Source organism: Paraburkholderia sediminicola, assembly GCF_046027355.1.
Lineage (GTDB): Bacteria > Pseudomonadota > Gammaproteobacteria > Burkholderiales > Burkholderiaceae > Paraburkholderia > Paraburkholderia sediminicola_B.
In genome coordinates this window covers 318,828-343,605 of the sequence record NZ_JAQQEK010000005.1, presented here as the reverse complement: position 1 = coordinate 343,605, position 24,778 = coordinate 318,828, and the positions used below count along the sequence as shown (strand labels likewise).

22 protein-coding genes and 2 tRNA genes are annotated in these 24,778 nt (G+C 64.9%); 16 read left to right on the top strand and 8 right to left on the bottom strand.

Annotation, left to right across the window (positions count from 1 at the left end; translation table 11 throughout):
• The first annotated feature begins 668 nt into the window (after window positions 1–668).
• The 6 genes from PQR42_RS11780 (at window position 669) to PQR42_RS11755 (ending at window position 8,112) form a co-directional block, all read left to right on the top strand.
• Window positions 669–3,956 carry an Rne/Rng family ribonuclease gene (locus PQR42_RS11780; RefSeq protein WP_408385825.1) on the top strand — a complete coding sequence of 1,096 codons (3,288 nt, stop codon included), beginning with the start codon at window positions 669–671 and terminating at the stop codon, window positions 3,954–3,956.
• Between the two features lie 204 nt (window positions 3,957–4,160).
• Window positions 4,161–5,270 carry a GTP 3',8-cyclase MoaA gene (gene moaA, locus PQR42_RS11775; protein ID WP_408385823.1) on the top strand — a complete coding sequence of 370 codons (1,110 nt, stop codon included), beginning with the start codon at window positions 4,161–4,163 and terminating at the stop codon, window positions 5,268–5,270.
• A 10-nt stretch (window positions 5,271–5,280) separates the two neighbouring features.
• Window positions 5,281–5,895: a molybdenum cofactor guanylyltransferase MobA gene (gene mobA, locus PQR42_RS11770; RefSeq protein ID WP_408385821.1), complete on the top strand. Its 615-nt coding sequence runs from the start codon at window positions 5,281–5,283 to the stop codon at window positions 5,893–5,895.
• A 74-nt stretch (window positions 5,896–5,969) separates the two neighbouring features.
• Window positions 5,970–7,271: a molybdopterin molybdotransferase MoeA gene (moeA, locus tag PQR42_RS11765; RefSeq protein WP_408385819.1), complete on the top strand. Its 1,302-nt coding sequence runs from the start codon at window positions 5,970–5,972 to the stop codon at window positions 7,269–7,271.
• A gap of 80 nt (window positions 7,272–7,351) precedes the next feature.
• Window positions 7,352–7,627 (top strand): hypothetical protein, encoded by a 276-nt coding sequence (locus PQR42_RS11760; RefSeq protein ID WP_006053283.1) that lies wholly within the window; start codon window positions 7,352–7,354, stop codon window positions 7,625–7,627.
• Window positions 7,627–8,112, top strand: a complete 486-nt coding sequence (locus PQR42_RS11755; RefSeq protein ID WP_408385817.1) for a GNAT family N-acetyltransferase — start codon at window positions 7,627–7,629, stop codon at window positions 8,110–8,112. The genes PQR42_RS11760 and PQR42_RS11755 overlap by 1 nt, the downstream gene beginning before the upstream one ends.
• Before the next feature lie 35 nt (window positions 8,113–8,147).
• Here PQR42_RS11755 and PQR42_RS11750 read toward each other — a convergent pair whose 3' ends face one another.
• From PQR42_RS11750 to pncB, 5 genes are all read right to left on the bottom strand, one after another.
• Window positions 8,148–9,596: a DNA recombination protein RmuC gene (locus PQR42_RS11750; RefSeq protein WP_408385816.1), complete on the bottom strand. Its 1,449-nt coding sequence runs from the start codon at window positions 9,594–9,596 to the stop codon at window positions 8,148–8,150.
• Entirely contained in the window at window positions 9,593–10,582 is a 990-nt protein-coding gene (locus PQR42_RS11745; RefSeq protein WP_408385814.1) for a 2-hydroxyacid dehydrogenase, read from the bottom strand. Before PQR42_RS11745 ends, PQR42_RS11750 begins: the two co-directional genes overlap by 4 nt.
• Before the next feature lie 42 nt (window positions 10,583–10,624).
• Window positions 10,625–12,055 carry a sodium:proton antiporter gene (locus tag PQR42_RS11740; protein ID WP_408493635.1) on the bottom strand — a complete coding sequence of 477 codons (1,431 nt, stop codon included), beginning with the start codon at window positions 12,053–12,055 and terminating at the stop codon, window positions 10,625–10,627.
• A 74-nt stretch (window positions 12,056–12,129) separates the two neighbouring features.
• Window positions 12,130–12,792 carry a LutC/YkgG family protein gene (locus PQR42_RS11735; protein ID WP_408385810.1) on the bottom strand — a complete coding sequence of 221 codons (663 nt, stop codon included), beginning with the start codon at window positions 12,790–12,792 and terminating at the stop codon, window positions 12,130–12,132.
• A gap of 137 nt (window positions 12,793–12,929) precedes the next feature.
• Window positions 12,930–14,126: a nicotinate phosphoribosyltransferase gene (gene pncB / locus PQR42_RS11730; RefSeq protein ID WP_408206849.1), complete on the bottom strand. Its 1,197-nt coding sequence runs from the start codon at window positions 14,124–14,126 to the stop codon at window positions 12,930–12,932.
• Window positions 14,127–14,428: 302 nt separating this feature from the next.
• Between pncB and fdxA the strand changes: the two genes are divergently transcribed.
• The 8 genes from fdxA to PQR42_RS11690 all read left to right on the top strand — a co-directional run bounded on the left by fdxA (window position 14,429) and on the right by PQR42_RS11690 (window position 19,018).
• Window positions 14,429–14,752, top strand: coding sequence for a ferredoxin FdxA (gene fdxA / locus PQR42_RS11725; protein WP_168794833.1), 324 nt, complete (start codon window positions 14,429–14,431; stop codon window positions 14,750–14,752).
• Between the two features lie 116 nt (window positions 14,753–14,868).
• Window positions 14,869–14,944: transfer RNA gene (locus PQR42_RS11720), tRNA-Asn, on the top strand.
• 62 nt (window positions 14,945–15,006) lie between these two features.
• A tRNA-Asn gene (locus PQR42_RS11715) sits at window positions 15,007–15,082 on the top strand.
• Between the two features lie 220 nt (window positions 15,083–15,302).
• Window positions 15,303–15,779, top strand: coding sequence for a CreA family protein (locus tag PQR42_RS11710; RefSeq protein WP_408206852.1), 477 nt, complete (start codon window positions 15,303–15,305; stop codon window positions 15,777–15,779).
• A 98-nt stretch (window positions 15,780–15,877) separates the two neighbouring features.
• Entirely contained in the window at window positions 15,878–16,708 is an 831-nt protein-coding gene (locus PQR42_RS11705) for a helix-turn-helix transcriptional regulator (protein WP_408385806.1), read from the top strand.
• 174 nt (window positions 16,709–16,882) lie between these two features.
• Complete coding sequence (locus tag PQR42_RS11700; RefSeq protein ID WP_408385804.1) at window positions 16,883–17,644, top strand: AzlC family ABC transporter permease; 762 nt, start codon at window positions 16,883–16,885, stop codon at window positions 17,642–17,644.
• Window positions 17,641–17,964: an AzlD domain-containing protein gene (locus tag PQR42_RS11695; RefSeq protein WP_168794836.1), complete on the top strand. Its 324-nt coding sequence runs from the start codon at window positions 17,641–17,643 to the stop codon at window positions 17,962–17,964. The genes PQR42_RS11700 and PQR42_RS11695 overlap by 4 nt, the downstream gene beginning before the upstream one ends.
• 283 nt (window positions 17,965–18,247) lie before the next feature.
• Window positions 18,248–19,018 carry a DUF4088 family protein gene (locus PQR42_RS11690; protein WP_132373549.1) on the top strand — a complete coding sequence of 257 codons (771 nt, stop codon included), beginning with the start codon at window positions 18,248–18,250 and terminating at the stop codon, window positions 19,016–19,018.
• A 342-nt stretch (window positions 19,019–19,360) separates the two neighbouring features.
• On the opposite strand, the gene PQR42_RS11685 is transcribed toward PQR42_RS11690, so the two are convergent.
• The 3 genes from PQR42_RS11685 to PQR42_RS11675 form a co-directional block, all read right to left on the bottom strand.
• A complete protein-coding gene (locus PQR42_RS11685) occupies window positions 19,361–21,514 on the bottom strand; it encodes an ATP-dependent helicase (protein ID WP_408385802.1) in 2,154 nt (717 codons plus the stop codon).
• Window positions 21,515–21,752: 238 nt separating this feature from the next.
• Window positions 21,753–22,016: a hypothetical protein gene (locus PQR42_RS11680; RefSeq protein WP_408206862.1), complete on the bottom strand. Its 264-nt coding sequence runs from the start codon at window positions 22,014–22,016 to the stop codon at window positions 21,753–21,755.
• 100 nt (window positions 22,017–22,116) lie between these two features.
• Window positions 22,117–22,572 carry a hypothetical protein gene (locus tag PQR42_RS11675; protein WP_408385800.1) on the bottom strand — a complete coding sequence of 152 codons (456 nt, stop codon included), beginning with the start codon at window positions 22,570–22,572 and terminating at the stop codon, window positions 22,117–22,119.
• Window positions 22,573–22,890: 318 nt separating this feature from the next.
• Between PQR42_RS11675 and PQR42_RS11670 the strand changes: the two genes are divergently transcribed.
• Entirely contained in the window at window positions 22,891–23,109 is a 219-nt protein-coding gene (locus tag PQR42_RS11670) for an RNA-binding S4 domain-containing protein (RefSeq protein ID WP_408385798.1), read from the top strand.
• Between the two features lie 249 nt (window positions 23,110–23,358).
• Complete coding sequence (locus tag PQR42_RS11665; protein WP_408385796.1) at window positions 23,359–24,771, top strand: MATE family efflux transporter; 1,413 nt, start codon at window positions 23,359–23,361, stop codon at window positions 24,769–24,771.
• Window positions 24,772–24,778 lie beyond the last annotated feature (7 nt).

Genomic DNA, 24,778 nt, shown 5'->3' with positions numbered 1-24,778 from the left:
CGCAGGTGCAAGCGATAAACCGTTATTTTACTTGCGCCGGGGTCTGGTTGCTCACCCTGAAAATGAGATGCAACAAGTTGCACGCACGAAGTCAGTGCCCGGCAGGGACGGCGCCCACAGGCGCGTTCGGTCAAGGTCGGCTTCGACGGTAACGGAATTTTGGTAAAAAAGAATTTAACTTTCAGCTTCGGTATCGGGCGGTCTGACGCCCTGCTGTCCGAAGCTGCGAGTCGCGAAAATACGGCGTGCGCCCGAGGCGTCTTGTAGAAAGTACAAGACATGGCGACGTCAAAATGAGGCGAGACACCCCCAGCAGGAAAAGACGCGCCGACTGCGCGAACTTCCCGCTGCGGCACGACCGCAGCCTTCGACCCTCCGGTCACGCGCCCAGTTGGCGCACCGGCGCGAGTGGACGAAGGCTTATGAAGGTCGGCCGGCAGAACCCGCGGCGTGTCGGGTCGTTATTTGAAGCCGTGTTCGCATGTGCCCTGCGGCACCGTGCCCATGTTTCAATGGGGCGGGCCCTCTCAGGCAATTCTCCCACCAGCTTTCCCGCTCCAGCGTGCTTGTGAAAACACAATAAGGCGCGGCATGCCGCTGCCCGCTTCGCTCTCGCGACTGACAACCGCGCAGCGAGGGGACAGGCTAAGCCGCTCTGGAGCCGTTCAATGAAACGAATGTTGTTCAACGCAACGCAGCAGGAAGAACTGCGCGTCGCCATCGTCGATGGGCAAAAACTCATCGATATCGACATCGAAACCGCCGGGCGCGAACAGCGCAAAGGCAATATTTACAAGGGCATCATTACGCGCATCGAGCCGTCGCTCGAAGCCTGTTTCGTCAACTACGGCGAAGACCGCCACGGCTTCCTGCCGTTCAAGGAAGTCGCCCGTCAGTATTTCCGCGACGGCGTCGACATGCGCTCCGCGCGCATCCAGGACGCGCTGCGTGAAGGCCAGGAACTGATCGTTCAGGTCGAAAAAGAAGAACGCGGCAACAAGGGCGCGGCCCTTACCACGTTCATCTCGCTCGCCGGCCGCTATCTGGTCCTGATGCCGAACAACCCGCGCGGCGGCGGCGTGTCGCGCCGGATCGAAGGCGACGACCGTCAGGAGCTGCGCGAAACCATGGCGCAGCTGCAATTGCCGGAAGGCATGAGCATCATCGCGCGCACGGCCGGCATTGGCCGCAGCGCCGAAGAACTGCAGTGGGACCTGAACTACCTGATGCAACTGTGGCGCGCGATCGAAGCCGCGTCGCAAAGCGGTTCGAGCGGCCAGCCGATGCTGATCTATCTCGAATCGAGCCTCGTCATCCGCGCGATTCGCGACTATTTCCAGCCGGACATCGGCGAAATTCTGATCGACACCACCGAAATTCATGACCAGGCACGCGCCTTCATGGATATCGTGATGCCGGACAATGTCAGCAAGGTGAAGCGGTATCACGACGACGTGCCGCTCTTCTCGCGCTTCCAGATCGAACACCAGATCGAAACGGCGTACTCGCGCACGGTGCCGCTGCCCTCGGGCGGCGCGATCGTGATCGACCACACCGAAGCGCTGGTCGCGATCGACGTGAACTCGGCGCGCGCCACCAAGGGCGCCGACATCGAGGAAACGGCCGCACGCACCAACCTCGAAGCCGCCGACGAAGTCGCCCGCCAGTTGCGCTTGCGCGACCTGGGCGGCCTGATCGTGATCGACTTCATCGACATGGAATCGGCCAAGAGCCAGCGCGAAGTCGAACAACGCCTGAAAGACGCCCTGAAGCACGACCGTGCGCGCGTCCAGATGGGCAAGATCTCGCGTTTCGGCCTGATGGAACTGTCGCGTCAGCGTCTGCGTCCGGCGCTGTCGGAAGGCAGCCACGTAACTTGCCCGCGTTGTAACGGCACGGGCCACATCCGCGATACGGAATCGTCCGCGCTGCAAGTGCTGCGGATCATTCAGGAAGAAGCGATGAAGGAAAACACCGCGGCAATTCATTGCCAGGTGCCGGTCGAAGTGACCGCCTTCCTGTTGAACGAGAAGCGCGCCGAGATCAACAAGATCGAATCGCGTTTCAAGGTCAATGTCGTTTTGATCCCGAACAAGCACCTCGACACGCCGCATTACAAGCTGGAGCGTCTGCGTCACGACGACGCGCGCCTCGACGAGCCGCGTGCTTCCTGGAAGATGGCCGAGGAAGCAGCCCGCGAACTGGAATCGGAAACCGGCTACAGCAAGCGTGCCGAGGAAGTGAAGCCGAAGCAGGAAGCCGCGGTCAAGGGCATCACGCCTGAAAAGCCGGCGCCGAGCGCGCCGGTTCGCCCGGTCGCCACCCCGGCTCCGGTCGCGGTCACGCCGGCGAGCGGTGGCTTTATCGGCTGGTTGAAGAATCTGTTCGGCATGCAGCCGGCCGCTCCGGCGCCTGCCGCGCCGGCGACGACCGAAAAGCAGACGCGTCCGCAGCGCGGCGAACGCACGGAGCGCGGTGAGCGCACCGGCGAACGCGGCGGCGATCGGAACCGTAATCGCCGTAGCGGCACGGGCACTCGCGATGCGGCGGGCCGTGGCGAAGGCACGACCGGCGGCCGTCAAGCCCAAGGCCAGCAACCGTCGCAACGCCGCGAAGAACGCGAGCCGCGTGAAGGCCGTGAGGTGCGTGAAGCACGCGAAGGCCGCGAGCCGCGCGAAGCACGTGAGGCGCGCGAACCGCGTGGCACTCGCGAGCCACGTGAAGCACGCGAAGGCCGTGAGCCGCGCGAGGCCCGTGAGCCGCGCGAGGGTCGCGAAAACCGTGACCGCGACAATCGCGGCGCGGAGCGCGCGGAAACAGCGGAGGCCGCACCGCGTGGCGAACGTCAGGAACGCGGCGAGCGCCGTGAACGTGGCGACCGTGCTGAACGTGGCGAACGCCGCAAGCCGCAAGCAGAAACCGCGGATGCACTGACGCAAAGCGAAACGCAAACGGCGGAAGAACTGGTGCAAAACCAGACCGCCTTGGGCGAAAACGGCGCGCCGATCGATCAGGAAGCGGTGGCGCGTGAAGGTGAAGAGCGTCGTCGTCGCCGTCGCGGCCGTCGTGGTGGCCGTCGTGAGCGTGAAGAGGACGTGAACGGCAATCTGGCCGCGGACGTCGCGGAAGCTGAAGGCGACAACGCGAGCGCAACCGACGAAGCACCGGTGCGCACGGCGCATCAGCCGGTCGAGCGCAAGCCGGAAGTCAGCGAGGCGAAGGACGTGACGCCGGTGGAAGTGGTGGTCGCTGCTGTCGCGACTGAAACCGCCGTGGTAACCGAACTGCACGCTGCAACCGAAACGCCGGCTCTGGCCGTCGAAAAGGCTGCGAAGACGGAAACGGTCGTACCGGTCGCGGAAGCGCCGGTTGCGCCAGCAGCCGTCGAGCCGGTCGCCGAAACGCCGATGGCGCAAGTCGCCACGGAGCAAGTCGAAGCAGCGCAAGCTGCGCCGGCCGCTAGCGAAACGGTTTCGCTGGTTGAACCGGTCGCACGTGCCGAAGCTCCGGCTGAAACCCAGGTCGAAGCACCGGCAGTTGCGCCTGTTGTCGAAGCGCAAGCCGCTGCGCCGGCTCCGGTCGAAACCGCGGCTCCGGCTGCGGTGGTCGAAGCGCCGGCCGTTCAGCCTGCGCCGCAGGCTGAGATCGTCGAACCGCAGCCGGTCGTGGCAGAGGTTGCGCCGGCTGTCGAGCCGGTAGCGATTGAACCGGCGCCCGTCGCCGTTGCGCCGCAACAAGCGCCGCGTCAAGTCGCCGTGTCGGCGGAAGCCCTGCAGCCGGTGCTGGAACAAGCCGGTCTCGTCTGGGTGAACACCGACGCCGACAAGCTGCGCGCGGCTCAGGAAGCCGCTGCGCAGACCGTCAAGCCGGCTCGCGTGGTGCGCGAACGCAAACCGCTGCCGCCGCTCGACGGCGCGCCGATGCAACAGGTGGAAACAGGCCGGCACCCGCAGTAAGCCGCCCTGCCGCACTCGAAAAGCCCGCCCTCACCGGCGGGCTTTTTTATGGACGCGCGCCGCAGCCCGAACGCGCCGCGATAAGCCACTCCCCGTATACCCCGACACGGCCTGGGGTACCCCTGCCACCGGAAGCATTTCCGATAGAATGAATATCTAGCTTTAATTTCAAGCACTAACCGAAGCAATTCATCGAAGCAATTCATGTCCCGACGCATCATCCCTGTTGCCGATCTCAGCGCCGTGCCGGTCATTGCCGGCCCCGTGCAGACGCCCAGCGGCGCGCTGCACGACACGCTTGCGCGGCCGTTGCGCGACCTGCGGATTTCGGTCACGGATCGCTGCAATTTTCGGTGCGTCTACTGCATGCCTCGCGCGGTGTTCGACAAGGACTACACGTTTTTGCCGCACAGCGCCTTGCTGAGCTTCGAGGAAATCGAACGGCTGGCGCGGCTGTTCGTCGCACATGGCGTCGAAAAAATCCGCCTGACGGGCGGCGAGCCGCTGTTGCGGAAAAATCTGGAATTCCTGATCGAACGGCTCGCGCAACTGACCACCCCGGCGGCCCGCCCGCTCGATCTGACGCTGACCACCAATGGTTCGCTGCTGGAACGCAAGGCGCGCAGCCTGAAAGACGCCGGTTTGAGCCGCGTCACGGTGAGTCTCGACGCGCTCGACGACACGCTGTTTCGCCGCATGAACGACGCCGACTTCGCCGTCGGCGACGTGCTGGACGGCATTGCCGCGGCGCACGCGGTGGGCCTCGCGCCGGTCAAGGTCAACATGGTTGTCAAACGCGGCACCAACGACAGCGAAATCGTGCCGATGGCGCGTCATTTCAAAGGCTCGGGCGCGGTGCTGCGCTTTATCGAATACATGGACGTCGGCACGTCGAACGGCTGGAACATGACTGAAGTGCTGCCGTCCGCCGACGTCGTCACGCGCATCGCCGAGCACTTCCCGCTCGCGCCGCTCGAAGCGCACAGCGCCGCCGAGACCGCGCAGCGCTGGGGTTACGTGGACGGCAGCGGCGAGATCGGCGTGATTTCGAGCGTGACGCGCGCGTTTTGCGGCAGCTGCACGCGAGCGCGTCTCTCGACCGAAGGCAAGCTCTACTTGTGCCTGTTCGCGTCGTCGGGTCACGACCTGCGCGCGCTGGTGCGCAACGGCGCGAGCGACGCCGACATCGCCACCGCCATCGCCGAAATCTGGCAGGACCGCGGCGACCGCTATTCGCAATTGCGCGGCAGCGCCTCGGCCGAGTCGCGTGCGCGGGATGGCCGCCGCGTCGAAATGTCGTACATCGGCGGCTGAGCGGCGGCGCATGAAGCCGACGCGCGAACACATCACCGGATTGTTGCTGGCGGGCGGCCGCGCCACGCGCATGGGCGGCGCCGACAAGGGCCTGCAAATGCTGTACGGCGAACCCCTCGCCGCCCACGTGCTCAAGCGCCTCGCGCCGCAAACCAGCGCCCTGCTGATCAGCGCCAATCGTCACCCTGAGGCTTACAGCGCGCTCGGCGCGCCGTTCGGCGCCACGGTGGTGGCGGATACGCTGCCCGGCTTTCCGGGCCCGCTGGCAGGCCTGCTCGCCGGGCTGCGCGCAGCCGGTAGCAGCTATGTACTCAGTGCACCCTGCGACTCGCCGTGGTTGCCCCCCGACCTGGCCGAGCGGCTCGCGCACGCGCTGGACTCGAACGGAGCCGACATCGCCACGGTCACCACCACCGACGCGCACGGCCAAACGTCCTTGCATCCCGTCTTCGCGCTCTTGCGCGCGAGCCTCGCGGACGATCTGTCGGCCTTCCTGGAAGCCGGCGAGCGTAAAGTTCGCGCGTGGTACGCGCGCCACAAGACGGTGGAAGTCGTCTTTACCGACGAGCGCGCGTTTTACAATATCAATTCGCTACAAGAACTCGCCGACCTCCAGCGTGATTGAGGCCCCGGTTGAAATCCCGCTCCGGCCGCACGGCAACCGCCGCTCCCGCCTTCGGTCGCGACGCCCAGCTCTTCATGACCACGCTTAACGAATTTTCCCGCTGCGTCGCGCAGTACGATCCTCACGCGCTGCCCGTACCGGCCGCTCAGGCGATTGTTCGTCAGTGGGCCGCGCCGGTCACGGCGGTTGAACGCGTGGCCTTGCGCGACGCGCTCGACCGCGTGCTCGCGGCCGATATCGTGTCGCCGATCGACGTCCCTTCGCACGACAACTCCGCCATGGACGGCTACGCGTTCAACCGCGCGGCGCTCGGCGCCGGCGGGACCACCGTCGAACTGGCGATCGTCGGCAAGGCGCTGGCCGGGCATCCGTTCGCGGGCCGCGTCAACGCTACACAATGCGTGCGCGTCATGACCGGCGCCTGCATGCCGGCGGACTGCGACACGGTCGTGCCGCAGGAACTCGTCGAGCGCGGCGCCGATTCCGTTTCAATCCGCTTCGCGGCCAACGCCGTGGCGGGGGGTGCAAACCGGCGCCTCGCCGGCGAAGACCTCTCGCGCGGCCACGCCGCGCTGCGGGCGGGCCGCATCATGCGCGCGTCGGACCTCGGTTTGCTGGCCTCGCTCGGCATCGGCGAAGTCACTGTCAGGCGGCGTTTGCGCGTCGCCTTCTTCTCGACCGGCGACGAATTGCGCTCGCTCGGCGAGCCGCTCGACCCGGGTTGCGTGTACGACAGCAACCGCTACACGCTGTTCGCCATGCTGCGGCGCCTGAACGTCGACACGCTCGACCTCGGCGTGGTGCGCGACGAGCCCGCCGCGATGGAAGCCGCCTTGCGCAGCGCCGCGGCGAACGCTGACGTGGTGTTGACCTCGGGCGGCGTCTCGGTCGGCGAGGCGGATTTCACCAAGCAACTGCTGCAAACTTTCGGCGACGTCGCGTTCTGGAGTCTCGCCATGCGCCCGGGCCGCCCGCTCGCATTCGGCCGCGTCTGGTCCGGCGAGCGGCCGGGTGTCGGGCTTCCCGCGTTATTCTTCGGATTGCCGGGCAATCCGGTCGCCGTGATGGTGGCGTTCTATCAGATCGTGCGAGAAGTGCTGCTGCTGATGTCGGGCGCCACGCCGCAACCGCTGCCGGTCATTCACGCCATGAGCCGCCGGGCCATCCGCAAACGCGCCGGGCGCACCGAATTCCAGCGCGGCGTAGCGGAACAGGACGCGCACGGACAATGGCACGTCACGCCGACCGGCTCGCAAAGCTCCGGCGTACTGAGTTCGATGAGCGAAGCCAATTGCTTCATCGTGCTCGGGCATGATGAAGGCGAGGTCGCCGAAGGAGAGCGCGTCGCCATCATGCTGTTCGACGGTCTCATCTGACGCACGGCTGAGGCTACGCACCCGCCGGCGTTCATTTGCTGCTTTACCCATTACCACTACGACACACGGGTTTGACTTACATGAAAAAACAGATCTCGTTCATTGCACCGGGACAGACGGCCAAAGCACTGATCCTCGTGTACCTGACGTTTTCGGTGCCGATCGTGCTGCTGGGCGTGCTGGTCGCATTCGTGCGCTATGGTTCGGTGGAACTGAGCACGGTGTTCAGCGCGCTGCTGCTGAATGCGATTCTCGGTTTCATCCTGCTGTGGATCGCATGTCACGCATACAACTGGGTGGCGTCGCGCTTCGGCGGCATTGAAATCCAATTGACCGACGCGCCGGAAGAGGCGTAATGCCCGCGACGATCCGCGCCGCCACGCCCGCGGACACCGGCGCCATCTTCGCGCTGACGTACGAGCTCGCGCAGTTCGAAAGCCTCACGCATGTCTTCGTCGCGACCGAAGACGGCTTGCGCGACGCGCTGTTCGGCGCGCGGCCGTCGATCGAGGCGCTGGTGGCGGAGAACGAAGGACGCATCGTCGGCTATGCGCTGTTCTTCCACAATTACTCGAGTTTCGTCGGCAAGCGCGGACTGTATCTCGAAGACGTCTATGTTCAACCCTCGCAACGCGGCAGCGGTCTCGGCACCGCACTGTTGCAGCGTCTTGCCGCATTGGCGGTGGAACGGCAATGCGGGCGGTTCGAGTGGACCGTGCTGGATTGGAACCAGCAGGCCATCGGCTTCTACGAAAAGATGGGCGCGACCGTCATGCCGGATTGGCGCGTGGTGCGCCTGGCAGGTGAGGCGCTTGAACGGTTGGCGGCGGCAAGCGCCTGAGCCGGCGCTACTACCAAACCGTTAGCCCCACTCCGTTATTGCTCGTCGGGATCCACGCCCGACAGCGCATCGCCGAGCAACCCGCTCGCCTCCTCGCCCGGCAACGCCTCGACGTCGCGCAATCTGCGGCTCATGACACGCGTGCGCGTTTCCGCCGCTTCGATAGACCGTGTGACGGTCTCCAGTTGCGCCTTCGTCTTGGCCAGCACATCGCCGAATTTGCCGAACTCCGTTTTTACCGCGCCGAGCACCTGCCACACTTCGCTCGACCGCTTCTCGATCGCGAGCGTACGGAAACCCATCTGCAAACTATTGAGCAATGCGGTCAGCGTAGTCGGCCCCGCAATCGTCACGCGATAGTCGCGTTGTAGCAGGTCCGTCAGGCCCGGCCGACGCAACACTTCCGCGTACAGGCCTTCGGTCGGCAGGAACAGCAGCGCGAAGTCGGTGGTGTGCGGCGGCGACACGTACTTCTCCGCGATCTGGCGCGCCTCGGCGCGGATCCGCGCTTCGAGCGCGCGTGACGCCTCTTCCACCGCGACCGGATCGGCGCGCTCCTGCGCTTCGATCAGACGCTCATAGTCCTCGCGCGGAAACTTGGCGTCGATGGGCAGCCAGACAGGTGTGGCCTCAGCGCCCTGTTCAGCGCGTCCCGGCAGCCTGATCGCAAACTCGACGCGCTCCGCGCTTCTCGGCACCGTCGCGATGTTCTTCGCGTACTGGTCGGCGGTGAGTAGTTGCTCGAGCAACGCTTCGAGTTGTACTTCGCCCCACGTGCCACGCGTCTTTACGTTGGTGAGCACCTTCTTCAGATCGCCCACGCCGGCCGCCAACGTCTGCATCTCGCCGAGGCCGCGATGCACTTGCTCAAGCCGGTCGGACACGAGCTTGAACGATTCGCCCAACCGCTGTTCGAGCGTGGCATGCAGTTTTTCGTCGACGGTGCGGCGCATTTCCTCGAGCTTGAGCGAGTTGTTCGCCTCGATATCCTTCAGCCGCTGTTCGATGGTCGCGCGCACTTCGGCGAAGCGGCGGTCGTTCGCCTCGGTGAGTTGCCCTAACTGCAGACTCAACGTGTCGCCGAACTGTTTGAGCGAGCGGCCCTGCTCGTCGCGCGCCTGCTGGGCTTGCGCCTGCAGACTATGGCGCATGGCGTCGAGCTGCTGGGCGAAGCCGTCGATCTTGCCGCCCTGCACCGTCGTCATGCTGCTGAACTGCGCGGCCAGCGTCTGCTGAAAGTGCGCGAAGCCGCTGCTCTGTTCAGTCCGCGACACGCGCGCCGTCTCGGTGATGTCATTGCGCAGTTGCCGTTCGAGGCGCTCGTAAGCGTGGGTTTGCGCGTCGGCCGTGACGTCCATGCGTTCGTTGAGCAATTCGAATTGCTCGCTGTCCTCCGCGCGGCCATGAGCACGCATCAGCAAAACCAAAGCGATAACCAATGCGACCGCCAGCACGGCGACGGCCGCCACCAGATACATTGTCATGAACGCGCCTTGCCGATGACCTCGGGGTTGACCGGATTCGGCGGCCGGCCCGCGCGCGGACCTTCACCCAGCCCCGCGATCAGATTGTCCGCGGCGAGATTCGCCATGGCGCGGCGCGTGGCTTCGGTCGCGCTGGCAATGTGCGGCGTGAGCACGACATTCGGCACGCTCAGTAAATCCTGATTCAGATTCGGCTCGCCTTCGAACACGTCGAGACCGGCGGCTGCAATCTGCTTCGAGCGCAACGCCTCGACGAGCGCCGCATCGTCGACGATGCCGCCGCGCGCGATATTGGTGAGCGTCGCGGTCGGCTTCATCAGCGCGAGTTCGGCCGCGCCGATCGTGTGATGGTTCTCCTTCGTGTACGGCAAAACGAGCACGACGTGATCGGCACGCCGCAACAAATCCTGCTTCGATGCGTACTCGGCATTGAGCTCGGCCTCGATCTCGGGCGCCACGCGCGAACGATTGTGATAAATCACCTGCATGTTGAAGCCCTTCGCGCGACGCGCGAGCGCCTGGCCGATGCGACCCATGCCGATCACGCCGAGCGTCGAGCCGTGCAGATCGCTGCCGAGAAACGCGTCATACGCCCACTTCTGCCACTGGCCCGCGCGCAGCCAGTGCTCCGATTCGGTGATGCGGCGCGCCGCCGCCATCATCAGCGCCCAGCCGAAATCCGCGGTCGATTCATTCAGCACGTCCGGCGTATTGGTGCCGAGCACGTTGGCCGAGTTGAAGGCGGCCATGTCGAAGTTGTTGTAGCCCACCGCCATATTCGCCACCACGCGCAGACGCGGCGCCGCCGCGAGTTCGGCCGCGCCGACCGGGTCGCCCGCGGTCAGCGCGCCGTCCTTATCCGCGAGACGGCGCGTCAGTTCGTCAGCGGGCAACACGTCGCCCTGATTCCAGTCGACGTCGAAATATTGTTTGAGCCGTTCGATCACATCGGGAAAGATCGGACGGGCGACGAGGATCTTCTGCATTGCAATTCTCCGTATAGCGCGTCGAGTTCGATTGCCTCGGCGTCAAAAAAAGAGCCAGCAGGTGACGAGAAAAAGCGGCAACAACACCACCGCGGACCAGCCCAGATAGGCGAAAAAGCTCGGCATGCGAACGCCGCGCGATTCCGCGATTGCCTTCACCATGAAGTTCGGCGCATTGCCGATATACGTGTTCGCCCCCATGAACACCGCGCCGGCCGAGATCGCCGCGAGCGTGGTGGCGCCGGTGGTCATGAGCGTCTGCGCGTCGCCGCCGGCCAGGTTGAAGAACACGAGGTAGGTCGGCGCGTTGTCGAGAAACGAAGATAGCAGCCCGGTCGCCCAGAAGTACATCAGATCGTGCGGCTGACCCGAGGCGTCGTTGACCAGATGGACGATGCCCGCGAACGCGCCCGCCTCGCCGGCGCGCAGAATCGTGATGACCGGCGCGATCGTCACGAAGATGCCGGCGAACAGTTTGGCCACTTCTTCGATCGGCGCCCAGTTGAAGTCGTTGCCCGCACGAGCCGCGCGCGGCGTGAGCGCTAACGAGAGCAAGGTGACGCCGATCAGCGCGGCATCGCGCACGGCGTTCTGTAAAGCCACGTGCGTGCCAAACACGTCGAATTCCACGCCGGGTTTCCACAGCCCGCTCATCAGCACGAGCGCGATCACTGCGGCGAGCAACACGAAATTGATCTTGCCGTCGATGCCGAGCGGCGGCGAATCGGGCGTCGGATCGAGAAAACGCGAGCGCTCTTCCTCCTTCCGATGAAAGTAGTACGAGTCCAGCGCATAGAACGCGATCAGCAGCACGCCGCAGATGAACAGCATCGGCAGCGCGAGATGCGTGGTGGTCCAGAAGAAACTCACGCCCTGCAGAAAGCCGAGAAAGAGCGGCGGGTCGCCCAGCGGCGACAGCGAGCCGCCTGCGTTGGCCACCAGGAAGATGAAGAACACGACCACGTGAACGACGTGCTTACGATTGTCGTTGGCGCGCAGCAATGGGCGAATCAGCAGCATGGCCGCGCCGGTCGTGCCCATGATGCTCGCGAGCAAGGTGCCGAGCGCGAGGATCGCCGTGTTCAGGCGCGGCGTGCCATGCAGATTGCCGCGCACGCAGATGCCGCCCGCCACGGTGTACAGCGCCGTCAGTAACACGATGAACGGAATGTATTCTTCGAGCAGCGCATGCACGAGCGAGCCGAATGCGACGCCCGTGCCGAAGCTGAATCCAAACGGTACGAGAAATACGAGCGCCCATGCAGCCGCGATCTTGCCGAAGTGGTGATGCCAGAAGGCCGGCGCGATCAACGGAAATACCGCGATCGACAGCAGCACGCCCGCGAACGGCAGCCCCCATAGCGCCGACAGAGTCGCGCCGTCGAGCGCGGCGGCCGACGCCAGTTGCGGCCAGCAAGCCAGCGTCAATGCAGCCGCGAGCCCCATGCCCGTCCAGACGGCACGTCCTTTCATAGGTTTGAAGTCCTTGTTTTTGCTTGCAGCCGAGCATCGGAACGTGCATCCGGTGGCACGGCCGCGCTTGCCGCTCAGGCGCCCTGCACGACGATCACATGCACCCGGTAAGGTCCGTGCGCGCCGAGCACGATGGTCTGTTCGATATCTCCGGTACGCGAAGGCCCGGAGACGAAATTGACCGCGCGCGGCAGTTCGCCGCGTTCCTTGCGGATCAGTCCGAACGCCTCTTCATGACCCGAGACGATGCGCGAAGCCGGCACGATGGCAATGTGCGTTTCCGGCAGCAGACCGGCCGACGCATACGTTTCCGGCCCGGACAGCAGCACCAGCGTGCCGGTCTCGGCGGTCGCACAGAAGCAGCCGGTGAGACCGACCACGTCGCCGTCTTGCGGCTTGCGAAATTCCACGGTGAGGCCGGCCTCGGCCCAGTGCAGATCCTGCAGCGTTTGCCAGGCGATGGCCTGCAGCGGCAACGCATGTTGCGTGAGGTAGCGATGCGCCGCGGCCGGCACGTCGCTCAATGCCTGAACCGAGTCGACCGTGGTGGCCAATTTCTGCGCTTCTTCGACAAAGCGCGCGACGAGGTCGGCCGGCATCTCCGGACGCGGGCCGGCAGGATGACGCGCCAGGTAGTCCGCGGCGGCCTCGCGCTCGGAAGCGGAAGGCTCGGGCTCACGCCCTTGTGCCGCGCGGATACGCGCCAGGATGTTGCGGCGGGCAATCGATGTGTCCATGTGCGAAATCCTCGTGTCGACAGCCGTGCGATATGGCGAGAATTATACCGGCCACCCTGCGCGCGAACACCCTGGCCGAACGGTCTATTGCCGCGCATCGCACCCGCGGCTTACGCTGTAGCCAGCTACGAACCGCGTTACTTCGCCGCTTCTTCCTCGGGCTGCGCAATGCCGAACACCTGGCGCAGATAAGCGAGGTAAGCCTTGTCTTCGCACATGTTCTTGCCCGGCGAGTCCGACAGCTTCGCCACCGGCTGACCGTTGCAGCGAACCATCTTGATGACGATCTGCAGCGGGTTGTAGCCGAGGTCGTTGGTCAGATTCGTGCCCACGCCGAACGCCAGCTTGCAGCGGCCGCGGAAGCGTTCGTAGAGTTGCAGCACCTTGGGGATGTCGAGCGCGTCGGAGAAGACGAGGATCTTGGTGCGCGGGTCGCAGCGGTTCGCTTCGTAGTGCTTGAGCAGGCGTTCGCCCCAGTCGAACGGATCGCCAGAATCGTGGCGCGCGCCGTCGAACAGCTTGCAGAAGTACATGTCGAAATCGCGCAGGAACGCCTCCATGCCGTACACGTCGGAGAGCGCGATACCCAGGTCGCCGCGGTATTCCTTGGCCCACATTTCGAAGCCGAAGATCTGCGAGTCGCGCAAGCGCGGACCGAGCGCCTGGCATGCCTGCAGGTATTCGTGCGCCATCGTGCCGAGCGGCGTGAGGCTGTGCTTCATCGCGTAGAAGACGTTGCTGGTACCGGCGAACTGCTCGCCGAGGCCTTCCTTGAGCTTGAGGATCACTTCCTCGTGCCATTGCTTCGAGAAGCGGCGGCGCGTGCCGTAGTCGGCGATCTTGCAGTCGGCGAATTCCGGACGCGCGCCGAGCAGCTTGATCTTGTCGACGAGACGGCCGCGCCCTTCGCTGTAGTCCGGCTTTTGCTGGGTGTTGCGGAAGTAGACTTCGTTGACGATCGCGAGCATCGGGATCTCGAACAGGATCGTATGCAGCCACGGTCCCTTGATCTCGATGTCGATTTCGCCATTGCCCTTCGGTGACGGTTCGATCGAAATGTATTTCTCGTTCAGATGGAACAGCGCGAGAAACTCGATGAAGTCGCCCTTGATGAAGCGCATGCGCCGCAGGTAATCGAGTTCGTCGTCGGTGAAGCGCAGTTGGCACAGCTTGCGCACTTCGTCGCGAATCTCGCCGATGTACGGCACGAGATCGACATTCGGCGTACGGCAGCGGAAGCGATATTCCACGTTCGCCGCGGGAAAGTGATGCAACACCACTTGCATCATCGTGAACTTGTACAGATCGGTGTCGAGCAGCGAAGTAATAATCATGATGGTGCGAACTGGACTGCGGAGAAACGGAAGGCCTGACACGAAGGCCCGACTCACCCATGCGCGTGGGCACGCCCCGTGCGCGCCGACCTGACGCATGTTACCCGAATGCGCCGGCATTCAGCGCGCCGGCGGACGCCCGCGCCGCGCGCCCCACGGAAGTCCCCCTGCGGACGCCATAAACTAATCACGAAAACGTATAAACGGTCTTGTGCGATGCTGCATGCGCCTCTTGACGTTACGATACAATAGCGCTTTTGGCGTTTGCGCCTCCCCAGATACCGCATGCAGGAGCTGCCTGAATGACTCACGTTGTGACCGAAAGCTGCATCAAGTGCCGCTATACCGACTGTGTCGATGTGTGCCCGGTGGACTGCTTTCGCGAAGGTCCCAACTTCCTCGCGATCGACCCCGATGAATGCATCGACTGCGCCGTGTGCGTGGCCGAGTGCCCGGTGAACGCCATTTATGCCGAAGAAGACGTGCCGGGCGACCAGCAGAACTTCATCGAACTGAATGCCGATCTCGCGAAGAACTGGCCGAGCATCACCAAGACCAAGGCGCCACTGCCGGAAGCCGACGAGTTCAAGGACGTGAAGGAAAAGCTCGAGCTGCTCGCACGTTGAGCCTCGCTGCCTGTCGCGTGCGCAGCCGAATTCGAATGAAATCGAGATGAACGCAAGGTATTGACAGGCGCTTAAGCTCCTCCTACAATTTCGTTTCTCTGCTGTTGTTGTTCTGTTCCTCGATAGCTCAGTCGGTAGAGCGCCGGACTGTTAATCCGTAGGTCCCTGGTTCGAGCCCAGGTCGAGGAGCCAAGAATTGCAAAGGCCCGTTAACCAAGACGGGCTTTTTTATGTAGATCAAGCTGTACTGCTGTTCCTCGATAGCTCAGTCGGTAGAGCGCCGGACTGTTAATCCGTAGGTCCCTGGTTCGAGCCCAGGTCGAGGAGCCAAAAAATTTGAAAGGCCCGCATCCGTGCGGGCCTTTTTCTTTTTGCGCGCCGCACGGCGCCAAACCATGTCGCTCTGGCCGATGCCATGCTCGCGCCGCTACAGCCGGCGCGTCGCCCGGGGAGCATCGGCCCTCTGACCCGCCGGCCGTTATACGATGGCGATTTCCTGGCGCACGTCCTGCGCCCAACCCAGGCGCTCAATTTCCGGCAATCCCATCCCATGAAACCCACTTTGTTGCGCATCGCATTTACGGCGGCGGCCGCCCTCCTGCTGCCTTCGGCACACAGCGAAGAAGTCGGCAGCGTCAATACCAATTTTCGCGTCACAGGCTCCGACCGCGTGGTCGTCGAGGCCTATGACGATCCAGTGGTTCAGGGCGTGACCTGCTACGTGTCGCGGGCGCGTACCGGCGGCGTCAAGGGTACGCTCGGCATCGCGGAAGATCCCACCGAGGCGTCGATCGCCTGTCGTCAGGTCGGCGAAATCCACTTCACGGGCCCGGTGAAGAAGCAGGCCGACGTGTTCTCGGTGAGCATGTCGTTCATCTTCAAGTCGCTGCATGTGGTGCGGGTGGTCGACGCGAAACGCAACTCGCTGGTGTATCTCACTTATAGCGACCGGGTGGTCAGCGGCAGCGCGAAGAACAGCGTGAGCGCCGTACCGGTGCCGGCGGGCACAACGATCCCGGTCAAGTAGGCGCCGCCCTACGGCAAAACGCAGCCGGCCGGCACGTCAGCGCATGACGCGGTAGGGTCGCGACGCGCTACACTGACCGGTCCAGCCGGACTTTCATCATGACCGCCGCCCATCGTTTCCAGGATTCCGCCCGCTACTGGCGCACGCCGCTTCTGCCCGGCGCGGACCTGCTCACGGCCGAATATCACGATCACGAGTTCACACCGCATTGGCACGACGCGTACACGATTCCGGTTATCGTGGCAGGCGCCGAGGGTTACCGGTATCTCGGTTCCGACTATGTCGCCGAGGCCGGCAGCGTGCCGATCATCAATCCCGGCGAGTTGCACACCGGCTCGAAGGCGGTCGAGGCGGGCTGGCGGTATCGCGTGATGTATGCGCCGGTGGATTTCATCCACGCCCTCGCGAATGAGGTCAGCGGCAAGCCGCAGGCCTTGCCGTGGTTCGCGCCCGGCGTGATCCGCGATCCGGATCTGGCCGCGCGGCTGGCGCGCGCGCATCGTCTGCTGGAGACGGGCGATGATGCCCTCGCCGCCGAGGCCGCCATGCTCGACGCCTTGTCCACGCTGCTGGTGCGCTATGCGCAAACGCAGCCGGCGTGTTCGAGCCTCGCCCGCGACGACGCTCGCGTGGCAATCATGCAGGAGCGCCTGACGGGCGACCTCGTCGAGCCCGTCACGCTCGCTGAAGTGGCCCAGGCGGCGGGACTCTCGCCATTCCACGCGGCGCGTCTTTTCACCCAAACGACCGGTCTGCCGCCCCACGCGTGGCGCAACCAGGTGCGCTTGCAGCGCGCGCTCGCGCCACTGCGCGCCGGCGTTTCCGTCACGGATGTCGCCGCCGCCAGCGGTTTCACCGACCAGAGCCATTTCACGCGACACTTCCGGCGCATGTTCGGCGTGCCGCCCGGACGCTGGCAAGGCGTCTGACGCGGTGCTGGGAAATGCGTTGTGCGGACCATCTTTGCGCATGCCGCATTAGCCAGCCCAGCCGCAAAACACGGCTTGGCGCCCACACCGCCACATCAAACCACCCCCAGCCGCAAGAACGTACAAGCCCCGCCCAGCCTCCACGGCTATGCTTTCCGAATCAAGGAGGCTAGATTGACCCATTCCACCGCAGGCCAGCCCACGAGCCCAGGCCATTTCAAAGAGTTCACCGCCGGCGCGCGCGACATCATTCCGATGATGGTCGGCGCGGCGCCTTTCGGCGTCATTTTCGGCACGCTCGTCGCATCCGGCCCGCTGCATCTATGGCACGGCCAGTTGATGTCGCTCGTCGTGTTCGCCGGCTCCGCGCAGTTCATCGCGCTTGGCCTGATCGCCGGACACGCGAGTTTCGCCGTCATCTGGGCGACCACGCTCGTCGTCAATTTGCGCCACGCGCTGTACAGCGCCACGCTCGCCCCGCACGTCGCGCATCTGCCGGCACGCTGGCGCTGGGTGCTCGGCGCGCTGCTCACGGACGAGGTCTTCGCCGTCGCGTGGGAGCACTACCGGCATCGGGAACCCGGCACAGTCGGCCCGCACTACTTCTTCGGCGCGGGCCTCGCCATGTACCTGAACTGGCAGCTCTGGACCCTCGCCGGCCTGCTGTTCGGCGCGGCTTTCCCGGGCCTGCAATCACTCGGCCTCGATTTCGCCATGGTCGCCACCTTCATCGCGATCGTCGTGCCACAACTCGTCGCGCTGCGCTATATCGCGGCCGCCGTTACCGCCGGCACGCTGGCCTTTTTCTGGCAGGCGTGGCCGTACAAGCTCGGTTTGCTCGGCGCGGTGTTCGCGGGCGTGGCAATCGGCGTCCTGCTGTCGACGTCGCGACCCAACCCGCGCGGCACGGGCAAGACCGCGGAGGCGTCGCGATGAACTACGTCGTCCTGATTCTCGGCATGGCGGCTATTACGTGGGTGATTCGCGCCGCCGTCTTCGTGCTCGGCGACCGGTTGGTGTTTCCGCCGCTCGTGCGCACCGCCCTCGGCTTCGTGCCGGTCACCGTGCTGACCGCGATCATCGTGCCGATGGCGGTTTCGCCGCACGGCGGCGACGCCGAACTGACCTGGCGCAATCCGCAACTGGTCGGCGCGCTCGCCGCGGTGCTGGTCAGCGCGTTGACGCGGCGGCCGCTTCTGACCATCGCCGTCGGGCTGACGGTGTTTTTTGTCTGGCAATGCGTCGTGCTCAAATAGGCGCACGCCGCTTTCAAGGCGGCATCGGCGTCGCCCGGCTCGCGCCACCCGCGCGCAGGCACGGCGACGCTTCCCTCTAAAGCGGGCGCCCCGCCCCGTACTCCCTTAAGTTTCCCGTCAATCCGCCGTTATGCAGTCGAGGTCCGCTCGTCGGGATACGTCCCGCTGGTTACGCGGCATCAGGCAGGAATCAAGCGCGCCGGCATCGAACGCCGCGTCTCCCAGGGCCCGCGCGGCCGGGCGGCGTGGCGAGGCCGCGCGGCAGGACCAAACGGGATAACACATGGGTCAAATCACCCTCACGCTCAAAGACGAGACCATCGCGACGCTGCGCAAGGATTTCGACGCTTTTCTGCGGGTATCGCTGAAGCTCGATCCGCAGTTCGCGACGCCGTCGTTTGAGGATTTTTTGCGCGCCAAGCTGCTCGACAATATGGTGCCGCTGACCGAACACGCGGTTCAGCGGATGTTGCAGGGCGGCCAGTACGCTTGGGCTAAACGCACGCTGGACAAGGAGTTTCCGGATGTCGTCGCGATTCTGATGCGGCAGGCGGGCGAGTTCGGCTTCGGCTTCGCGGCGCGCTCGGAATGGACGCCGGAGGAGCTCGCCAAGCAGTGCCGCGACTGGGCGGCGGCGATCGTCAAGGAAGCGGAAGGCGACGCCGTACTGATCGACCCGCTCGCGGCGCAGATCAAGAGCGCGGCGCAGGACATTCAGGCGCTCGAGGAAGTCATGCAGACTCCGGCGTGGCGGCTGGTGGAATCGCTGCGCCAGCGCGTCTACGAGGCCAAGGTGGCGTGCGAAACGAGCGTGGGCAGCACGGCGCGCGAAAAGCTCGGCGAACTGCGTGGGCTGCTGCGGCTGGGCATTTCCCACGGCTCGTTCCAGAAGCAGGAAGCGCAGCAGATCATGGAGTTCCTGCGCCTGCTCAAACCGGAGATTTTCGTGGAAGAGCCGTACGACGTGTTTTCGCGCATGGCGGCCTGGCTGCGCAATTTCTTCGTGCCGCCGCGTCCGGCGCCGCAGCAACAGCAGCAACGGCAATCGCGCTGACGCTAAAGACCCTAAGAACCAACACTGAGTCACCGGTAGCCAGCAACAGCAACCCGCCGCCGCTCAAGAGACGTAACGCCTACCAACGGACCGGGCCAACGGTCTTCACCCGCGCCCGTTGCTCGGCGTTGATCGCGTCACCGTTGTCACGCACGGGAGCGTGCGCCGCCGCGCTCTCAATCCCACATCTTTCTGAGTTTCACGCCGATCCTAACGTTCCCTTGAGCGGCGGCGGCCCGCCCAGCCGCCGTGGGCGCGCGCGGAGCCGGCACGCGTGGCCACGCATGGCATCGAACAGCGGCATCAGAGACGCGGGAATGAAGTGCGCGCGCCGCCGCGCTCTCAATCCCACATCTTCCTGAGTTTCGCCCCGATCTCGATCTTCGCCTGCGCCGCCGCGGCCAGCCCCGCCGCCGTGGGCGCGCTCGGAACCGGCACCCGCGGCCATGCATAGGCGTCGAATAATGGCATCAGATGCGCGGGAATGAAGCGCGTACGCGACGCCCACACGTGACGATCGCCCATATGCGTCTGGTTGTGCACGTAAAACCGCTGGGGCACGACGATATGCAGGTCCTCTTTCGCGCGCGTCATCGCCACGTAGAGGAGGCGCCGCTCCTCGTCGATTTCCTCTTCGCTGCCGGTGCCGAGATCGGACGGAATGCAGCCGTCCACGCCGTTCAGCACGAACACATTGCGCCACTCCTGCCCCTTCGCCGAATGGATCGTGGACAGGATCAGGTAGTCCTCGTCGATCAGCGGCACGCCGGATTCGTCGCTGGTGGCGTCGGGCGGATCGAGCGTCAACTCGGTCAGAAAGCGTTCACGCGATGGATACGTGCCCGCGATGCTCTCCATCTGCAGCACGTCCGCATGACGGATCGCCGCGTCCTCGTGATTGCGTTCGAGATGCGGCTCGTACCAGCGCCGCACCATTTCGAACTCGGCGGGCCACGGCGTCTGGCGCCCGTACACACTCGACATCAGCTTGACGAACGGATGCCAGTCCTCCTGCGCGCGAGCCGGCGCGGTGAAGGCGGCCAGTGCGCCGCCGGCTGTGTCGGCGGGATTGCCGCTACCCGCGCGCGCGACGATCTCGTCGAGCACCTTCGCCGCGGTGACCGGCCCCACGCCCGGCAGCAACTGCACGACGCGAAAGCCCGCGACGCGATCGCGCGGATTTTCCGCCCAGCGCAGCACGGCGAGCACGTCCTTCACGTGCACCGAATCGAGAAACTTCAACCCGCCGAACTTCACGAACGGAATGTTGCGCCGGGTCAGTTCGATCTCCAGCGCCGCGCTGTGATGCGCGGCGCGGAACAGCACCGCCTGCGACTTGAGCTTCATGCCCTGCTCGCGCGCTTCCAGCACCTGTTCGACGATGTAGCGCGCCTGGTCGGCTTCATCGGCGACGGTCACCAGACGCGGGCGCTGCGCCGACGCCTTGTCGGTCCACAGATTCTTCGTGTAGCGCTCGCTGGCCAGCTCGATCACCGCGTTCGACGCCGCCAGAATCGGTGCGGTCGAGCGGTAGTTGCGCTCGAGCGTGACCTGTTTGGCCGGCGGATCGAAATGCGCGGGGAAATCGAGAATGTTGCGCACGGTCGCGCCGCGAAACGAATAGATCGACTGGGCGTCGTCGCCGACCACGGTCAGGCCGCGGCCGTCCGGCTTCAACGCGAGCAGGATCGACGCCTGCAGACGGTTGGTGTCCTGATATTCGTCGACCAGGACGTGGTCGAAACGCGCCGACAAGTCGGCGGCGATGGCCGGCTCGGCGGCCATGTGCGACCAGTAGAGCAGCAGGTCGTCGTAATCGAGCACGCTCTGCTTCTGTTTCGCCTCGACGTAGGCCGCGAACAGCATACGCAGATCGGCTTCCCATTCACGGCACCAGGGGAACGCCTTGTCGAGCACCTGGCCGAGCGACGCGCCGGTGTTCACGACGCGCGAGTAAATGGCGAAGCACGTGCCCTTGGCCGGGAAGCGCCGCTCTTTCGCCGACAAGCCGAGTTCGTGGCGCACGAGGTTCATCAGGTCGGAGGAATCCTCACGGTCGTTGATCGTGAAGGCCGGCGCAAGGCCGATCAGATCCGCGTACTCGCGCAACAGCCGCGCGCCGACGCTATGGAACGTGCCCGACCACGTCAGCCCTTGTGCGAGCGCCGCTCGCGAACCGAGCGCCGCGCCGGCGATACGCGTGACGCGCCGGGTCATTTCGAGCGCCGCGCGGCGCGAAAAGGTCAGCAGCAGGATGCGGCGCGGATCGGCGCCCTTCACCACCAGATTGGCGACCCGATGCGCGAGCGTGTTGGTCTTGCCGGAGCCGGCGCCCGCGATCACCAGCAGCGCGCCGGGGGGCGCGGTGGGCGTGTCGGCGCCGTAGTCGACGGCTTCGCGCTGCGCGTCGTTGAGCTTCGCCAGCCAGGCGGCGGTGTCGGACGTCGAGGACGCCGGGGACGGCGAGGAAGGCGCGGATTCGGCGACGGAGAGCACGATTGATTTGGGCGTTGGATGGATTCAGAACGGCGACGCATACTGTATATCCATACAACCAGTGCAGACAAGCGACCCTTTTTTAGCCGCACGCGCTACCTGCATTTTCAAGCCGGCCGCGTGGGCGAAAACAAGCCAATAAAAAATGGCCCGACGCACCAATGCGCACGGGCCATTTTTCGCAGGCACAACAGTGGGACGTTCACGCGCCCCACGTCTGCCGCTTCCGCGAAGCCTGCTATTGCTTCTTCGCATCCTTCACATTGGCGTCGGCGCTGGCCTTGTCGGCGTCGGCCTGCGCATCGGTCTTCGTCTTATCGGCCTTGGCCTGCGCGACGGACGCTTTCTTGTCCGCCTTCGACTGTTCCTTGGCCGCCTTCTTGTCGGCATGGGTAACAGGCGCCGCAGCCGGATCGCTAGCCTGCGCGAACGCAGCCGACGACAGGCAACCCGCGATCAACGCGGCGACAAGCGTGGTCTTCGTGGACTGGGTAATGCTCATGCGATACCTCCATTCAAACGAGATGCCCGGACCTGAAAAGTCCGTTAAAGCGGCCGCGGCGGCAAACCACGCCGCCACGCCGCTCGATCAAAACTCAGCCTTAGTGCTTGACGTCGGCGCCGTCCGACTGGTCGCCCGTCTGGCCTTGCATGTTCATCTTCATTTCGTTGTTGGCGGTCTGCTTATCCGCCTTCTGGTTGGTCTTGGCGTCGCGTACCTGTTCCTTGTACTGGACCTTGGCGGCCTTCTGCTGGTCCTTCAACTCCGCCTTGGATGCCTTCTTCGACGCGCGATATTCGGCGTTAGCCTTCGCATTGGCGTCGCGCTTCTGCACCAGCGGATCGGTCGAGCCCGATGCCGTCAGACGCGTCGGTGCCGGCGTCACCGGTTGCACGCCTTGCGCGGCAGGGGCGGCGGTCGCGGCATCCGCGCCTTGCATCTGAACCTGCGGCTGACCGTCCGTACCTCCTGCCGGTTGCGCGGTCTGCGCAAACGCGGCCGTGGAAGCGAGAGCCGTAAGGGCGGTACCGATCAGAAGCGTACGAATCTGGGTCATGGCTAATCCTCTCTAAAGTTGTTGTGACGCGGGCGACCTGTCTGGCGCTGCGCATTTGAGCCGCTGCATGAGCGTGCTCTGCGTGCCTCGCCCGGTCTGCTCGCTGCCAGATAAAAATCCAGCAGGCTTTCCCTACTGATCTGTACTTTACGAGTGAAGTTCGTGTTTTACGACCGTCGTTACGGAACGTTTCACTTTCTGACAATCGCATAACATCTGCTTGCAGATGCTCACACAACGACGGCGCACACCGCGAACGTCATCCAGGGCAAGCTTCTGGCTTATGATGCGAACCCTTTGCCTGAAGGTGCAAACGCCATGCCCAACCTCGATTTCACGCTCACCGGCGACTACGTCGAACTGCACAATCTCCTGAAGATAACGGGGCTGGCGGACAGCGGCGGCTCGGCAAAAATGATGGTGGCGGACGGTGCGGTCATCGTCGACGGCCGGGTCGAAACGCGTAAGACCTGCAAAATCCGCGCGGGTCAGGTCGTGCTGCTCGGCGACACGCGGATCGCGGTCCACGAGGCTTGACACACGAGCCATCGCCTGTGGTCCGGAAACTCGGAGGAACGCGCGCACCAAAATCGTGCCTCTTCCATCGACATCGCCGCGTCTAAGCAATAAGCTGTCAGTTTCGACAAACAAACAATCGGCTGACACACCCGGCCGGCGGCTGCCTCGAGCATTCGCCGAGGCTCATCGAGCCGCCGCCCTCGCCACCGCCCGCGCGCTCGTCGCGCCCGCCGTCGCGCTGTCGCCACTTCCGCCGCCAGGCGCTCCATGACTCAATCCGGCATCACCCGGGTGGCCGCCCGGCCGCCGACCCTGACCCGCCACGCGGCGGACACCGCGCGGCTCGCCGCGCCGCTCGCCATCGCGCAACTTTCGCAAATGGCGATGGGCGTCACCGACACGATCCTGCTCGGCTCGCTCGGCCCCGACGCGCTCGCCGCCGGCGGCCTCGGCGCGAATCTGTTTTTCGTGGTGGTCACGCTGCTGCAAGGCGTGCTGACCTCGGTCAGCGTGAGCGTGTCGCACGCACGCGGCGCGCAGGACGAAGGCCGCGTGCCGCACATCTACTGGACCGGCTTCGTGCTGTCCGTGCTGCTGTCGGTGCCGGCGTTCTTCCTGCTCTCGTTCGCCACGCCGATCCTGCTCGCTTTCGGCGAACCCACGCTGCTCGCGCACAACGTCGGCGAATATTCGGCGGTGCTGCGCTGGGGCTCGCTCGGCAGCCTGATCGGGGTCGGCCTGATGCGTTCGTTTCTGCCGGCGATCGGTGCGGCGAAACGGCTGTTGTGGGTGTCGCTGGCGAGCGTCGGCGTGAACGGTTTTCTCAATTACGGGCTGATCCACGGCGCCTATGGTTTGCCGCGGCTCGGCTTCCTCGGTTCGGCGGCCGCGACCTCGATCACCGTCTGGCTGAGCGCACTCGTGTTGATGGCGCTGTTGCATTTGCGCCCGCGTTATCGCCATTTCGTCGTCGCCACGCGGCCCAACGTGCCGCTGATGGGCGAACTGTTCGGCATCGGCTGGCCGGTCGCGATCACCTACGGCGTCGAGTCCACCCTCTTTCTCGCCACCGGCCTGATGGTCGGCCTGCTCGGCGAGTCGCAACTGGCCGCGCATCAGATTGCACTGAACGTCGCCTCGGTGGCTTTCATGGTGCCGCTCGCGATCGGCCAGGCGGCCAACGTGCGCGTCGGATTCTGGTCCGGCGCCGGCCAGCCGCTCGCCGCGCGCCACGCCGGTTTTGTCGCGCTCGCGCTCGGCGTCGCCTTCATGACGCTGTCGGGCCTCGTACTGATCGCCGCGCCGCACTGGATCGTCGGCCTCTACCTGCATCTCGACGATCCGGCCAACGCGGCCACGGTCGCGCTCGCGAGCTCACTGCTCGGCGTGGCGGCGATCTTTCAGATCGTCGACGGCATGCAGACGGTCGGCTCCGGCTGTCTGCGCGGCCTGAAGGACACCCGTGTACCGATGATCGCCGCCGCGTTCGGTTACTGGGTGATCGGTTTTCCGACCGGCTACACGCTGGCGTTTCACTTCGGTCTCGGCGCGCGCGGTTTGTGGTGGGGACTCGCGGCCGGCCTCGCAAGCGTCGCGCTGCTGATGACGCTGCGTTTTCACAAGTTGAGCCTGCAGCGCGTGCCGGCCGCGTCTGGCGCGTCGCCGGTCAAACCCGTTTGACGCTGGG

What these genes read in the sequence shown, in the direction of transcription:
- PQR42_RS11780 (WP_408385825.1), top strand. Translation starts at nt 669, where the DNA reads ATGAAACGAATGTTGTTCAACGCAACGCAGCAGGAAGAACTGCGCGTC.
- moaA (WP_408385823.1), top strand. Translation starts at nt 4,161, where the DNA reads ATGTCCCGACGCATCATCCCTGTTGCCGATCTCAGCGCCGTGCCGGTC.
- mobA (WP_408385821.1), top strand. Translation starts at nt 5,281, where the DNA reads ATGAAGCCGACGCGCGAACACATCACCGGATTGTTGCTGGCGGGCGGC.
- moeA (WP_408385819.1), top strand. Translation starts at nt 5,970, where the DNA reads ATGACCACGCTTAACGAATTTTCCCGCTGCGTCGCGCAGTACGATCCT.
- PQR42_RS11760 (WP_006053283.1), top strand. Translation starts at nt 7,352, where the DNA reads ATGAAAAAACAGATCTCGTTCATTGCACCGGGACAGACGGCCAAAGCA.
- PQR42_RS11755 (WP_408385817.1), top strand. Translation starts at nt 7,627, where the DNA reads ATGCCCGCGACGATCCGCGCCGCCACGCCCGCGGACACCGGCGCCATC.
- PQR42_RS11750 (WP_408385816.1), bottom strand. Translation starts at nt 9,596, where the DNA reads ATGACAATGTATCTGGTGGCGGCCGTCGCCGTGCTGGCGGTCGCATTG.
- PQR42_RS11745 (WP_408385814.1), bottom strand. Translation starts at nt 10,582, where the DNA reads ATGCAGAAGATCCTCGTCGCCCGTCCGATCTTTCCCGATGTGATCGAA.
- PQR42_RS11740 (WP_408493635.1), bottom strand. Translation starts at nt 12,055, where the DNA reads ATGAAAGGACGTGCCGTCTGGACGGGCATGGGGCTCGCGGCTGCATTG.
- PQR42_RS11735 (WP_408385810.1), bottom strand. Translation starts at nt 12,792, where the DNA reads ATGGACACATCGATTGCCCGCCGCAACATCCTGGCGCGTATCCGCGCG.
- pncB (WP_408206849.1), bottom strand. Translation starts at nt 14,126, where the DNA reads ATGATTATTACTTCGCTGCTCGACACCGATCTGTACAAGTTCACGATG.
- fdxA (WP_168794833.1), top strand. Translation starts at nt 14,429, where the DNA reads ATGACTCACGTTGTGACCGAAAGCTGCATCAAGTGCCGCTATACCGAC.
- PQR42_RS11710 (WP_408206852.1), top strand. Translation starts at nt 15,303, where the DNA reads ATGAAACCCACTTTGTTGCGCATCGCATTTACGGCGGCGGCCGCCCTC.
- PQR42_RS11705 (WP_408385806.1), top strand. Translation starts at nt 15,878, where the DNA reads ATGACCGCCGCCCATCGTTTCCAGGATTCCGCCCGCTACTGGCGCACG.
- PQR42_RS11695 (WP_168794836.1), top strand. Translation starts at nt 17,641, where the DNA reads ATGAACTACGTCGTCCTGATTCTCGGCATGGCGGCTATTACGTGGGTG.
- PQR42_RS11690 (WP_132373549.1), top strand. Translation starts at nt 18,248, where the DNA reads ATGGGTCAAATCACCCTCACGCTCAAAGACGAGACCATCGCGACGCTG.
- PQR42_RS11680 (WP_408206862.1), bottom strand. Translation starts at nt 22,016, where the DNA reads ATGAGCATTACCCAGTCCACGAAGACCACGCTTGTCGCCGCGTTGATC.
- PQR42_RS11675 (WP_408385800.1), bottom strand. Translation starts at nt 22,572, where the DNA reads ATGACCCAGATTCGTACGCTTCTGATCGGTACCGCCCTTACGGCTCTC.
- PQR42_RS11670 (WP_408385798.1), top strand. Translation starts at nt 22,891, where the DNA reads ATGCCCAACCTCGATTTCACGCTCACCGGCGACTACGTCGAACTGCAC.
- PQR42_RS11665 (WP_408385796.1), top strand. Translation starts at nt 23,359, where the DNA reads ATGACTCAATCCGGCATCACCCGGGTGGCCGCCCGGCCGCCGACCCTG.